The organism is Amycolatopsis sp. MtRt-6, from assembly GCF_017308975.1.
Lineage (GTDB): Bacteria > Actinomycetota > Actinomycetes > Mycobacteriales > Pseudonocardiaceae > Amycolatopsis.
Map to the genome: position 1 here is coordinate 473518 of NZ_JADWPD010000001.1, position 13280 is coordinate 486797.

Genomic DNA, 13280 nt, shown 5'->3' on the forward strand with positions numbered 1-13280 from the left:
TCGAGAGGTGATCTTCTCGGGACGCACGGTGGCGGTGGCGGTGGTGGCGATCGCGGCGGCGGTCGTGCCCGCGTCCGCGTCCGTCGCCGAGGACGCCCCGCCGGTCTGCGGCGGGCTCGCGGCGAACCCGAGCCTCGAGCTCGCGGCCCGCAACGGCGCCCCGGACGGGTACGTCTTCGCCCCGGCCGCCCCGGTCCCGCCTGGAACGCCCGCCGCGAAGGTGCCCAGGCTGCTGACAGTGCAGGAGTACGCCGTCGACGGGCAGCGGGCCGCGGTCATCCAGACGCCGGACGGCAAGACCAGCACCGCCTACCAGAACGAGCGGTTCGTGCCCGGCGGCGTCTACACCCTCAGCGTCTGGACCGCTTCGCGCGCGCCGAGGTACGAACCGGCCACCGGCCTGCGGTTCTACGACAACACCGGCACGCAGATCCAGGAGACCAAGCTCGTTGCCGACCACTACGCCGGCGACGGCGCCCTCGTCCGGCAGGAGTTCCCGGCGGCGACCGCGCCGGCCAAGGCGACCGCGGTGAAGTTCTTCGCCACCACCACCCTCGACCGGCTGCACTGGGACTGCGTAGACCTCCAGCTCGCGGCGTACTCGGTGAAGAAGGAAGTGCGGAACCCGGCGACCGGCGCGTGGGCGTCGTTCGCGACGGTGACCGCGGGCGAAACCGCGCACTACCGCATCACCGTGACCAACGACGGCACCCAGGACCTGAGCGGGATCACGGTGCAGGACCCGTGGTGCCCGGGGACGTTCGAGCCGTTTTCACTGGCCGCGGGCGCGAACCGGCAGCTGACCTGCGACCACCCGGACCTCACGGTGGCCGACAGCGGGCACGTCAACACGGCGAAGGTCACCGGCGTGCACCACCCGGGCGGCACGCTCGGCGACAAGACGGCGTCGGCGACGATCACGGTGCTGCCGCCGCCGGCCATCGCGAAGATCGGCGACTTCGTCTGGGCCGACCGCAACCGCGACGGCCTGCAGGACCCGGGCGAGCCCGGCGTCGCGGGCGTCAAGGTGACGCTGAAGGACGGCGCGGGCGGCACGGTCGGCACCACGACGACCGACGACAAGGGCAAGTACGGCTTCGACAAGCTGAAGGACGGCACCTACCAGGTCTGCTTCGCCGTTCCGGCGGACTTCACCGTGACCCGCCGCGACGCGGGCGGCGAAGACCGCGATTCCGACGCCGACCCGGACGGCTGCACCGCACCCCGCACGGTGGGCGGCCCGTCGCACGAGGACTTCGCGGCCGACCTCGGGCTGCTCTCCCCGACCAACCGGATCGGCGACTTCGCCTGGGCCGACACGAACGGCAACGGCCGGCAGGACGCGGGCGAGCCGGGCCTCGCCGGGGTCAAGGCGGTCCTGAAGGACGCGGCAGGCACGGAGCAGGCAACGGTGGTCACCAGCCCCGACGGGTCGTACGTCTTCGACGGCCTGGAGGACGGCACGTACCAGGTGTGCTTCACCGCCGAGGGCCACCACCCGACGGCCAAGGACACCGGCGACGACACCGGCGACTCCGACGCCGACCCGGCGTCCGGCTGCGCGGACCCGCGCGCGGTGGGGCCCGGCAAGCGCGAAGACCGCACGGTGGACGCCGGGTTCGCCGCTACGGTGAGGGCATGACGGATCTCCCCCTGGCCCTGGTGACCGGAGCTTCCCGCGGAATCGGCGCGGCGGTCGCCCACCAGCTGTCCCCGACGCACCGCCTGCTCCTCGGCGGCCGCGACGCCGACGCACTGGCCGCGCTGGCGAAGGAGCTCCCGGGCGCGAAGCCGTGGCCGGTGGAGCTGACGGACCCGGCATCCCTGGCCGAGGCGGTCGCGGACATCGCCGCGCTGGACGTCCTGGTCCACTCGGCGGGCGTGGCGCGCCTGGGCCGCATCGAGGACGCCGGCGGCCAGGCGTGGCGCGACAACTTCGAGGTCAACACCCTGGCGGTGGTCGAGCTGACCCGCCTGCTCCTCCCGGCCCTGCGCGCGGCCCGCGGCCACGTGGTGGTGATCAACTCGGGAGCGGGCCTGAACGCCCGCCCGGGCTGGTCCCCGTACGCGGCGAGCAAGTTCGCGGTCCGCGCCTTCGCCGACGCCCTCCGCGAGGAGGAGCCGGAGATCCGCGTGACGTCGGTGTACCCGGGCCGCACGGACACGGAGATGCAGCAGGAGATCTTCGCGGGCGAGGGGCGCGAGTACGACACCTCCCACCTGTTGAAGGCGGACTCGGTGGCCACCGCGGTGGTGACGGCGCTGTCGGCCACCCCGGACGCCCACCCGACGGAGCTCATCCTCCGCCCGCGCTAGGCCCGCAGCCGGGCGGCGGTGTCGGCCACGCCGGCCTGCACCTTCGCCCGGTCCACCTTCGTCGGCTCGCCGTCGGCCACGACCTGCTCGCCCGCGACCCACACGTCCCGTACCCGCCGCGACCCCGCGGCCCACACGAGGTTCGACAGCAGCTGCACGTCCGGCACGTCCAGGCCGCACGCGAACGCCGGGTCGTCCAGGTCGACGTGCACCAGGTCGGCCCACCGGCCCGGCTCCAACGCGCCGATGTCGGACCGGCCCAGCGCCGCCGCCCCACCGCGGGTTGCCAGCAGGAACACGTCCGCCGCCGTCAGCACCGTCGAATCCCCCGTGGCCAACCGGGCGAACATGGCCGCGAGCTGCAGTTCTTCCCACAGGTCGATGTCGTCGTTGGACGCCGGCCCGTCCGTGCCGAGCCCGACCGCGACCCCCGCCGCCCGAAGCTCCGCGATGCGCGCGATCCCCGAAGCCAGCTTCGCGTTCGACCCCGGGCAGTGCGCCATCCCGACCCCGTGCGCGGCGTACAGCGCGATGTCCGCGTCCGACAGGTGGATCGAATGCGCCGCCAGCACCCGGCCGTCCAGCATGCCCAGCTCCTTGAGCAAAGCCGGCACCGAACCGTGCGCCTCGCGGACCGCCGTGTCCTCGGCCGCCGCCTCGGCGACGTGGATCTGGACCAGCGCGCCCCGCGAAGCAGCCGACTCCGCCGTAGCGCGCAATCCGTCCGAAGACAGCATGTACGCCGAGTGCGGGCCGTAGCCCAGCTCGATGCGGTCGCCGTGGCCGAAGCGGAGGCCGTCCGCGTCGATCCAGCGCTCGATTCCGGCGAGCTGGGTCTTCCAGTCCAGGCCCGGCAGCTCCATCACCGGTGGCGCGACCAGCACGCGGCCGCCCGTCGTGAGCACCGCGTCGACCAGCTGCTCGCCCTCGAAGTACATCTCGGCGCTGGTCGTGACGCCGTGGCGGAGCATCTCGACCGAGCCGAGCAGCATGCCGGTGCGGACGTCCTCCGGGCGCAGCTTCGCCTCGGCCGGCCAGATGATCTCGTTCAGCCAGGGCAGCAGCGGCAGGTCGCCACCCATGCCGCGCAGCAACGTCATCGGGCTGTGCGCGTGCGTGTTGACCAGGCCGGGAAGCAGGATGCCGGTCAGGGTGGTGACCGGCGCGGCGGACTCGGGGGCGGTGGCCGCCGGTCCGCAGTAGGCAATGCGCCCGTCGGCGTCGACGTCGACGACCGCGTCACGGACAAGCGAACAGGACGGGTCGGCGGGGAGAACGACAGGTGCGTGGAAACGGCGTTGCATCTCTGGATACTACGCACCCGGAATCACGAAACGACTCCGCTCCGCCACGCCCACGCCGCGGTCTCCACCCGGTTCCGCGCGCCGATCTTGCTCTGCACCGACGCCAGGTGCGTCTTCACCGTCGACAGCGACATGAACAGCTCCTTGCCGATCTCGGTGTTCGTCATCCCCTGCGCGGCCGCCTTGACGACCTCCAGCTCACGCGCGGTCAGCGGCTCGGACGGCGGCGGGACCTGCGGCTTCGCCGCGCCGGACCCGTCGAAGTGCTTGAGCAGCCGGACGGTGATCTGCGGCGAGACCAGCGCGTCGCCGCGGTCGGCCGCGCGGACCGCCTCGATCAGCAGCGCCGGGCCCGCGTCCTTCAGCAGGAACCCCGACGCGCCGTTGCGCAGCGCGGTGTGGACGTACTCGTCGAGGTCGAACGTCGTGACGACGACCACCTTCAGCGGGTCGGTCACGTCCGGCCCGGCCAGCTGCCGGGTGACTTCCAGGCCGTCGAGGCCGGGCATGCGGATGTCGAGCAGGCAGACGTCCGGGCGCAGTTCGCGGGCCTTCGAGACCGCCGAGACGCCGTCCGCGACGTCGGCGACGACCTCGATGTCGTCCTGCGCGTCCAGGATCATGCGGAACCCCATCCGCACCATTTCCTGGTCGTCGGCGATCAGTACCCGGATCACTCGTCCCCTTCCATGTCTTCTCCAGTGGCCAGCGGCAGCCAGGCTTCGACGCGCCAGCCGCCGTCCGGGTCCCGCCCGGCCGACAGCCGGCCCTTGAGCAGCGCGACGCGTTCGCGCATGCCGACCAGACCGTAGCCGCCCGACCCGCCGGCCGGACGGCGTGTCGTCCCGCGCCCGTTGTCGGTCACCCGCAGGTGCAGTTGAGCACCCTGCACTTCGGCGACGACGACCGCTTCGGTCGCGTCGGCGGCGTGCTTGCCGACGTTCGTCAGCGACTCCTGCACCAGCCGCAGCGCCGAGCGGCCGACCTCGTGCGGCAGGTCCGGCGGCAGGTCGAGGTGCATCGACGTCGTCACGCCGTGGTTGGCGCTTTCGACCAGCTTCCGCAGGTCGGCGCCCAGGTCGGTGGTCGCCTGCTCGCTGAACTCGCTGGACCCCGCCGGCGCGTCACCCCGCATCGACCGGACCAGCCGCCGCATCGCCGCGAGCGCCTCGACGCCGGCGTTCTCGATCCGGCCCATCGCCTCGACGGCGATCTGCGGGTTCTTCTCGGCCATCATCCGCGCGGCCTGGGCCTGCACGACGATGCCGGTGACGTGGTGGGCGACGACGTCGTGGAGCTCACGGGCCAGCGCCATCCGTTCCGCGGTCTGGGCGTCGCTCACCGCCGACTGGACCGCCGTGGTGCGCTCGGAGTCCCGCGAACGCAGCATCAGGCCGATCGCGATCGAGATGCCCAGCAGCAGCGCCGCGCCGAAGGCGTAGGTGGACAGGTTCTGCGGGTCGGTCTCCAGGCCGCTCGTCCGGCGCGCGTTGAGGATCGTCCCGAGCGCGACGACCGCCGACAGCACGCCGATCCGCGGCCACGCCTGGCTCAGCCCCCGGGCGCGGGTCAGGTTCACGACCACGCCCATCCCGGCGATGACCTGCGTGACCGGCACGCCGGCCGAGACCGGGTAGTCGAAGCCGAGGCGCAGGAACGGCGCGATGAGCGCCGAAACCAGCATGATCCCGCTGAGGCCGAGGAGCGCGTCCGCGGGCCGCCGCGGCGACAGCACCGCGATGACGGCCGCGACGATCGAGCAGAACAGGACCGGGAACGCGCGGGCGCTGCCGGAGTACGTCGAGCCGAACTCGAACAGCAGCGCGAAGCCGAGCAGCCCCATCAGCGGCCACTGGCCCATCGCCAGTTCGTTCACCCGGCGCAGCAGCCGGGTCCGCGGCTCGCCGCGGGGGCTGCGGTCGCGGGCCGCGATGGCGGGCACGAGCGGGGCGACGAGCAGCAGCAGGCCGAACAGCAGCGCCTGGAAGCCCGTGCCGCTGTCGATGTCGGCGACACTCCCGTACCGGCCGAAGACAGCGACGAGGCCGGCGACGACCAGGAAGCTGACCACGCAGAACGCCACGCCCGCCCGCGCCCGGCGGGCCACGAAGTAGACCATCAGCACCCCGGCCACGACCTCGGTGATGGTCACCTTCGGCAGCACGCTGGAGTACGGCGGGATGCGGGCCGCGTGGATGAAGAGCGTGGAGAAGATCAGCACCCCGCCGCCGGCCACCCCGGCGACCGCGGCTCGCTTCTGGGCCCAGAGCCCGCAGGCGGCCATCGCGAAGATACCCGGCAGCAGGCCGAAGTCGACGAGGCGCGGGCCGAGTTCGTCGAGCGCCGCCTGCGTTGTGTAGACGACGTCGAAAACCAGCGCGGCGTACAGGACGGCGGAGGGCACGCCGATGCGCCGCACCAGGGCGGCGGCGCGGGTGTAGAGCGTTTTCGGCAGAGGCGCGGCGGGCACAACGTGACGTTACGTGATTCCCCGTCGCCCGCACCTTGGCCGAGTGGCCCGCCCGCCCTCGGCCGATCGGCCGATGCGGGCCGGGCCGTGACTGGCCGTCTGCCCGAAGTGGACGCACCCCGATCTCGGCGAGGCTCGTCGGCATCAAGATCCGACCGACAGGGAGAAACCTCGTGGACCCGAACACTCCACACGCGACGAGCGGCCCGGTGCTCTCCGGCCGCGGCCTGGTGAAGCGCTACGGCACCCAGCACGCCCTGGCCGGCATCGACATCGACATCCAGCCGCGGGACGCCGTCGCCATCGTCGGGCCGTCCGGCTCGGGCAAGACGTCGCTGCTGCACGTCCTGGCCGGCATCCTCCGGGCCGACGACGGGCAGATCTTCCTGGGCGGGCAGCGGATCGACCACCTCGGCGAGAAGAAGCGCAGCGAGCTGCGCCGCACCGAGTTCGGGTTCGTCTTCCAGTCGGGGATGCTGGTCGCCGAGCTGTCGGCCGAAGAGAACGTCGCGCTGCCGTCGCTGCTGGCCGGGCTCGGCCGCAAGGAAGCCATCGACGCCGGCCGCGTCTGGCTGTCCCGGCTCGGCCTGGCCGGCAAGGAGCGCCGCCGTCCCGGCGAGCTGTCCGGCGGCGAAGCCCAGCGCGTCGCGATCGCGCGGGCGCTGACCCACCGGCCGAAGGTCATCTTCGCCGACGAGCCGACCGGCGCGCTCGACACGCGCACCGGCCGCGAGACGATGGACGCCCTCCTCGGCGCCGCCCACGAGACCGGGGCCGCGGTGATCGTGGTGACGCACGACCGCGAGCTGGCCGAGTCGATGCCCAAGACCGTCGCCATCCGTGACGGCCTGATCGCGACGAGGCTGGCGGCGTGAACTCCCTCCAGATCGCCCTGCGGGTGCTGAAGGTCGACCGGCGGACCCGGACGTCGGCGATCCTCACCGCGATCGGGGTGGCCGTCGCGACCGGGCTGGTGCTGCTGCTGGCGACGCTGCCGTTCGCCACCCAGAACCGCGAACAGCGTGCCCTCTGGCAGGGCGAGCAGTTCTACAGCCGCGGCTCCGACGGCCCGGTCAACCTGCTCTACAACGCGTCGAGGGACTACTTCGACGGCAAGCAGATCGTGCGCGTCGACATCGCGCTGGCCCCCGGCGTGACGCCCGGGTCCGTCCAGCTGCCACCGGGCGTGCCGCAGCTACCCGGCCCCGGCGAGACCGTCGTGTCGCCCGCGCTCGGGCGGCTCCTGCAGGCCAACCCGGCCGCGCAGCTCGGCGACCGGTTCGGCAAGCCCGTCGGCGCGCTCGGCGAGGCCGGCCTCCGGTTCCCGGAGCAGCTCGTCGCGCTGACCGGGCACACGCCGGACGCGATGCCGCAGAACGCCGACAAGATCGCGGGCTTCCCGAGCGGGAAGGCGAGCCCGGACGCCCTGCTCATGCTGCTGTCCTGGGTCGGGATCATCGTGCTGCTGGTGCCGAGCCTGGTGCTGGTCGCGTCGTCGGCGCGGCTGACCGCGGCCCGGCGCGAACGGCGGCTCGCCGCGATCCGGCTGGCCGGGGCGACACCGGGGCAGGTCACGAACATGGTGGCCGCCGAGACGACGTTGTCCGCGGGCATCGGGGCGCTGCTCGGCCTGCTGATCAGCCCGGCACTGCACGGCCTCGCCTCGTTCGTGCCGTGGGCCGGCGGCACCTGGCTGGCGGCGGACTTCGCGCTGCCGGTCGGGCTGACGGTGTTCATCGTCGTGGCCATCCCGGTGCTCGTGGTGCTGGCCGGCGTGCTCGGCCTGCGTCGCGTCCTCAAGAACCCGCTGTTCGCCACCGGCGGTCACACGAAGAAGCCGTTGCGCTGGTGGCGGTTGCTGGCCCTGCCCGCGGCCGGGGTGTTCTTCCTGGTCGCGGTGGCGACGGCGAAGGACTACGGCGGCATCGGGTTCGTCATGGCGGGCCTGTTCCTGCTGGTCGGCTCGGCCGCGATCGTCGGGCCGTGGGTGACGTCGGCGGTGGGTGGCACGTTCGTCCGGATCTGGCGGCGCCCGTCGGCGCTGCTCGCCGGCCGCCGCCTGCGTGACGACCCGAAGGGCGCCTACCGCGCGTCCGCCGGGATCGTGCTGGCGGTGTTCGCCGGGTCGATGGCGCTGACGCTGCTGCCGACGTTCGAGTCGATGGCCGGTGGCGGGCGCTCCTACGCCGACTCCGTGCTCTACGTCGACACCGACGACCAGCACGCGGGCCCGATCGTCGAGCAGGCCAACGCGGCCCTGCAGAAGTACGGCCAGCAGGAGAAGGCGGTCGCGGTCGGCGAGGTCTACCTCGTCAAGGGCACGGCCCCCAACCGGTACGGCCACCGCGCGCTGGTGATGACCTGCGCCGACGCCGTCAAGCTGACCCGCTACGGGCTCACGCCGGAGAACTGCACGGGCGGCCCGGCCGTCATCGGCGACACGGCGATCGACCTCGCGCAGTACAAGTTCGCCGCCGCGTGGGACGGGCCGGCAGTCGCCGCGAAGTCGGGCACGCGGGTGGAAGCCGTGCCGCCCCGCGACCCGGACCTGTCGGACACGCTGATCGTCGATCCGGCCGCGGTGCCGGCCGGGGTCACGCCGACGGACTACACGGTGGTCGCGCCGACCACCGACGCGAACCGCGAGATCGTCCGGACGGCACTGGCCGGGCCGGCGGCCGGCGCGAGTATCGGCAGCCGCGACCAGTACCTGTACAACCAGCAGACCGAGCTCGGCGACCTGCGCCGGGTCACGGTGATCGGGCTGATCGCGGCGGGCGTCCTGGCCGGCTGCAGTGCCGCGGTCGCGACCGCGGGCTCGGTGATGGACCGCCGCCGCACGTTCGGCGCGCTGATGGCCGCGGGCACGCCGGTGCGGGTGCTGGCGCGGGCGTTGCGGATGGAAGCCGCGCTGCCGGCTTTGGTCGCCACCATCGGCGCGGGAATCGTCGGGGTACTGGTCGGCGTTGGGCTCTACAGCATGGTCGACGAGCGCGGCATCGTGCTCAGCCCGTGGCTGCTCGCGCCGGTCGTGCTCGGGGTCGGGGTGGCCCTGCTCGGCGCGTCGGTCTGCACGCCCGCCCTGAAGCGGGTCCAGGCCGAGCCGCTGGCCGACGAATAGGCGTTCGCCTCTCTGTCGGGGGAGGGGCGGATACCGGGGGTAGTGAGCTGAAGGGGACTTTCTCCGCAGGGGATCCGGAGAGAGTCCCCTTCAGTGTCAGCGCTTCTCGAAGATCAGGTCGTGCGAGACGCGGCCCTCGACGTCGGCGCGCTGCTCGAACTTGGTCACCGGCCGCCATTCTGGGCGCGGCGCCCAGCCGTCGTACCGGTTTTTCAGCGCCGGTTCGGCGGAGCAGACCTCGAGCATCTGCTCGGCGTAGTTCTCCCAGTCGGTCGCCATGTGGAAGGTGCCGCCGGGCGCGAGCCGCGACGCCACGAGGGCGGCGAACGACGGCGACACGATCCGCCGCTTGTGGTGCTTCTTCTTCGGCCACGGGTCGGGGAAGAACAGCCGGACGCCGTGCAGCGTCCCCGGCTCGACGTGCTCGGTCAGCAGCACGACGGCGTCGCCGTGCAGCAGCCGCAGGTTTTCCACGCCCAGCTTCTCGGCGCGCAGCATCAGCTGGCCGACGCCCGGGTCGTAGACCTCGGCCGCGACGTAGTTCAGCTCCGGCGCCGCGGCGGCCAGCTGCGACGTCGTCTCGCCCATGCCGGAGCCGATCTCCAGCATGACCGGCGCCTCGCGGCCGAACCACGCGGTGAAGTCCAGCGGCCCCGGGGGCAGCTCGCTCACCGTGCGGCCGAGTTCAGGCCACAGCTCGTCCCAAGCGCGCTGCTGCCCGACGGTCATCCGGCCGCCGCGTTTGACGTAACTGACCACGCTGCGCAGCCGGGGCTGGTCCTCGTTTTCCACCAGCCGAGGTTAACGAACGGCTTCGAACACCCCGAGACGAGATCGCAGCCCGGCCAGCCCGGCCACCGGGATCGGGTCCGGTGTCGGCCCGGTGTGCGCGGGGAGGACGTCGATCCAGCCCGGGTGCCGGTCGGTGTTCATCACCGTCGTCGGAATCGCGTGTCCCGATTTGCCGCGTTCGGACGGCATGAACTCCCAGTAACCGGATTCGCCGTCCGCGGCCCACGGGACGAATTCCCACCCCGGGCGCCTGCCGAGCAGTTGCGCGATCCGGTCCTCGACGCGGAAACCCTGTTCCCGGGAATCGAGCTTGCCGTCCGCGACCGCGCGCAGCCACCACGGCGCGGGGATCGGGCCCGCCATCCCGGCCGAAGCGCGGAACAGGGCCAGGACGCTGTCTTCCGGCGCGCGGTGCACCCACGCCCGGCGGAGTTCGGCGGGCGTCGCCGCCGTCATGGCGGCCTGTGGGAGTTCGATCGCCCGCGACCATTCGAGGTCCAGCATGGGTTCGAGCCGGGGAGCGTCGTCTTCGACGCGGGCTCGGGGAATCGTGCCACCCAATTCTTGCCCGGTGTCCACCGTCAAGATTCACCTCCTGGGGGGAGTTCAGACGGGTCCGGTGCTCTCACTTATGAATCTGGCCTGGTCGTAGCAGTATGTCCGGTGGCTGTGAGAGAAGCCACAGCTGTTTCACCTTTTGTTAACAAGGTTCTCTGCGGTATTGAGACCGCGGTCACGCTCAGGCGTCGCGTCGTGCCGTCACGAGCACGCCGGCCACGAACAGGGCAACGGTGATCGCCGCGAAGTAACCGAGGTAGCCCCACGGGCCGAGCGGCGCGGCCGGCAGCCCGAGCGGGCCCGCGGCGAACCCGCCCGCCCCGACGAACTCGTCGGCGGCGTGGAACGGCATCCACTGGTAGATGTGCTTGCCGATACCCGGGATGAAGACGAGGACGCCCTCCAGCACCTGCGTCCACACGAGGACCACCGTCAGCGCGAAGGCGACGCTGCGCAGCAGGAGCGCGACGCCGACCCCGGCGACCGCGGTGAACAGGAAGACCAGGCTCTGGCCGAGCACCGAGCGCCACGCGGCGCCCGAGTGCAGCGCGAGGTCGGCGTCCGGCTGCACCAGCGTCGCCACGCCCCAGGAGCCGAAGCCGACGACCAGCCCGAGGGCCGCGCCCACCGCGCCGACGACCATGACCTTGGCCAGCAGCGCGGGCACCCGGCTCGGCACCGCCTGGAACGTCAGCCGCATGGTGCCCCAGTTGAACTCCGACGCGGTCGCGAGCACCGCGAGGACGAGCAGCACGGTCCGGCCGTTGCCGCTCGCGAGCTGGGTGTTGCCGACGGTCGGCGGGATCTCCGGCCCGGCCAGCGCGAAGAACAGCACGGTGAAGCCGAGCGGCGCGAGGATCGCGATGGCCAGGCACCACCAGGGCGCCCGCGTGCTGAAGAGCTTGATGCGCTCGGCGCGGAAGAGGTGGGTGATCATCGGGTGGCCTCCGAAGACGGCACCGCGAACTCGACGGCGTCGCGGGTGAGGTCGAGGTAGGCCTGCTCGAGCGAGCCGGTGATCGGGCTCAGCTCGTGCAGGGTCGCGCCGGCGTCGAAGGCGAGCTGACCGACCCGGTCACTGTCCAAGCCGGACACCACGAAGGCGCCGTCGGCTTCGGTGAACTCGGCCTGCCCGGCCAGCGCCGCGCGCAGCTGGTCGGCGTGCGGGGTGCGCACGCGGACGCCGTGCTCGCTCGTCTGCGCGACGAAGTCGTCCATGGTGCCCTGGTAGATCAGCCTGCCGCGGCCGATCACGACGAGGTCCTGCGCGGTCTGTGCCATCTCGGGCAGCAGGTGGCTGGAGACGAACACGGTCCGGCCCTCGCCGGCCAGTGCGTGCAGCAGCTGCCGGATCCAGGCCATGCCTTCGGGGTCGAGGCCGTTCACCGGCTCGTCGAACAGCAGCACGCGCGGGTCGCCGAGCATGGCGGCGGCGATCCCCAGCCGCTGCTGCATGCCGAGCGAGTACTGCAGGACGCGCGTCTTGCCCACGCTCGTCAGGCCGACCAGCGCGAGCACCTCTTCGACGCGTTTGTCCGGGATGCCGTTGGTCGCGGCCAGCCAGCGCAGGTGATCGCGTCCGCTGCGGCCGGGGTGGCGCCAGGTGGCGTCCAGCATCGCGCCGACCGTCCTCAGTGGATCTTTCAGCTCCCGGTACGGGACGCCGTCGACGAGCACCTGGCCCGCGTCCGGGCTGTCGAGGCCGAGGATCAGCCGCATGGTCGTGGACTTGCCGGCGCCGTTCGGGCCGAGGAACCCGGTGACGCGGCCCGAGCGCGCGGTGAACGTCAGTTCGTTGACCGCGGTCGTGGCGCCGTACCGCTTGGTCAGTGCTGTCGCTTCGATCATGGGGCTCCCCCGTCCGTCCAGGCGAAGCCTACTGCGAAACACCGGATCCGGGTCGCCCCCCGACAGCGCGGCCCGGATCCGGTGTTTTCCCCTATTCCCCTGTTTCCCCTCAGGCGTCCCGCTTCTTCGCGACCCCGAGCGCGATGAGCAGGAACACGATCGCGATGCCGGCGAAGTACGCCAGCGCCCAGCCGGGGCTCAGCGGCGAGTCCGACGGCGGCGGGCCGTCGCCCCCGGCGGCGGAGCCGCGCAGGAACTTGTTCGCCACGTTGAACGGCAGCCACTCGTGGATGTGGCGCCCGACCTTCGGGATGAGCTGCACCAGCTCTTCGACGGCCAAGTAGTAGATGAGCAGCAGGGCGATGGCGCCGGCGCTGTGCCGGACGAGGATCCCGAGCGCGACGGCGAGCACGGCGGCGACCGCGAACACCGGCCCGAGCCCGGCGACGTTCATCCAGTCCTGCGTGGTGTGCAGGCCGATGCCGTCGTTCGGCCGCATCAGCATGCTGAGGCCGAGGGCGCCGAACGCGGCGATCTCCCCGATGACCAGCGCGACCACCGCGACGACGATCGCCTTGGCGACCAGCGCCGGCGAGCGGTGCGGCACCGCCTGGAAGGTCGTCCGGATGGTGTTGAAGCGGTATTCGGTGGTCACCGCGAGCGCGGCGAGCACCATGACGACGGCGATGCCGAACTGGGAGCCGCCGAACTGCGTGGCGGCCACGGTGACCGGTTCGTCGGCGGGCGACGCGCCGGCGAAGATGGCGGCGAAGCCGATGGCCAGGGCCAGGGTGATGAGCGCGCACCACCACGGCGAGCGGGTCGAGAACAGCTTGATGCGTTCCACGGCGAGCAGGTTCATGGTCTTGGT

At 72.4% G+C, this 13280-nt stretch carries 12 protein-coding genes; 4 read left to right on the forward strand and 8 right to left on the reverse strand.

Annotation, left to right across the window (positions count from 1 at the left end; translation table 11 throughout):
• Window positions 1–7: 7 nt before the first annotated feature.
• Window positions 8–1642: an SdrD B-like domain-containing protein gene (locus I4Q55_RS50070; protein ID WP_206784316.1), complete on the forward strand. Its 1635-nt coding sequence runs from the start codon at window positions 8–10 to the stop codon at window positions 1640–1642.
• Window positions 1639–2316, forward strand: coding sequence for an SDR family oxidoreductase (locus I4Q55_RS02375; protein WP_206784317.1), 678 nt, complete (start codon window positions 1639–1641; stop codon window positions 2314–2316). Before I4Q55_RS50070 ends, I4Q55_RS02375 begins: the two co-directional genes overlap by 4 nt.
• Here the strand turns inward: I4Q55_RS02375 and I4Q55_RS02380 are convergent.
• Genes I4Q55_RS02380 through I4Q55_RS02390 form a run of 3 tightly spaced genes read right to left on the reverse strand, consistent with a single transcriptional unit; the run spans window position 2313 to window position 6090 of the window.
• On the reverse strand, window positions 2313–3620 hold the full coding sequence (locus I4Q55_RS02380; protein ID WP_206784318.1) for an amidohydrolase family protein: 1308 nt from the start codon (window positions 3618–3620) through the stop codon (window positions 2313–2315). The genes I4Q55_RS02375 and I4Q55_RS02380 overlap by 4 nt on opposite strands.
• Window positions 3621–3643: 23 nt before the next feature.
• The gene (locus I4Q55_RS02385; protein ID WP_206784319.1) at window positions 3644–4297 is read right to left on the reverse strand and encodes a response regulator transcription factor; all 654 of its coding nucleotides are present in this window, start codon (window positions 4295–4297) and stop codon (window positions 3644–3646) included.
• Window positions 4294–6090, reverse strand: coding sequence for a histidine kinase (locus tag I4Q55_RS02390; RefSeq protein WP_206784320.1), 1797 nt, complete (start codon window positions 6088–6090; stop codon window positions 4294–4296). The genes I4Q55_RS02385 and I4Q55_RS02390 overlap by 4 nt, the downstream gene beginning before the upstream one ends.
• 173 nt (window positions 6091–6263) lie before the next feature.
• Between I4Q55_RS02390 and I4Q55_RS02395 the strand changes: the two genes are divergently transcribed.
• Together I4Q55_RS02395 and I4Q55_RS02400 are read left to right on the forward strand one after the other, a co-directional pair.
• Complete coding sequence (locus I4Q55_RS02395; RefSeq protein ID WP_206784321.1) at window positions 6264–6965, forward strand: ABC transporter ATP-binding protein; 702 nt, start codon at window positions 6264–6266, stop codon at window positions 6963–6965.
• Window positions 6962–9211 carry an ABC transporter permease gene (locus I4Q55_RS02400; protein WP_206784322.1) on the forward strand — a complete coding sequence of 750 codons (2250 nt, stop codon included), beginning with the start codon at window positions 6962–6964 and terminating at the stop codon, window positions 9209–9211. The genes I4Q55_RS02395 and I4Q55_RS02400 overlap by 4 nt, the downstream gene beginning before the upstream one ends.
• A gap of 96 nt (window positions 9212–9307) precedes the next feature.
• Here the strand turns inward: I4Q55_RS02400 and trmB are convergent, their stop codons facing one another.
• The 5 genes from trmB to I4Q55_RS02425 form a co-directional block, all read right to left on the reverse strand.
• On the reverse strand, window positions 9308–10003 hold the full coding sequence (gene trmB, locus I4Q55_RS02405) for a tRNA (guanosine(46)-N7)-methyltransferase TrmB (RefSeq protein ID WP_206784323.1): 696 nt from the start codon (window positions 10001–10003) through the stop codon (window positions 9308–9310).
• A 9-nt stretch (window positions 10004–10012) separates the two neighbouring features.
• Window positions 10013–10564 (reverse strand): hypothetical protein, encoded by a 552-nt coding sequence (locus tag I4Q55_RS02410; protein ID WP_206784545.1) that lies wholly within the window; start codon window positions 10562–10564, stop codon window positions 10013–10015.
• A gap of 178 nt (window positions 10565–10742) precedes the next feature.
• Entirely contained in the window at window positions 10743–11498 is a 756-nt protein-coding gene (locus tag I4Q55_RS02415) for a hypothetical protein (RefSeq protein ID WP_206784324.1), read from the reverse strand.
• Complete coding sequence (locus tag I4Q55_RS02420; RefSeq protein WP_206784325.1) at window positions 11495–12409, reverse strand: ATP-binding cassette domain-containing protein; 915 nt, start codon at window positions 12407–12409, stop codon at window positions 11495–11497. The genes I4Q55_RS02415 and I4Q55_RS02420 overlap by 4 nt, the downstream gene beginning before the upstream one ends.
• A gap of 109 nt (window positions 12410–12518) precedes the next feature.
• Window positions 12519–13271: an ABC transporter permease gene (locus I4Q55_RS02425; protein ID WP_206784326.1), complete on the reverse strand. Its 753-nt coding sequence runs from the start codon at window positions 13269–13271 to the stop codon at window positions 12519–12521.
• Between the last annotated feature and the right edge of the window lie 9 nt (window positions 13272–13280).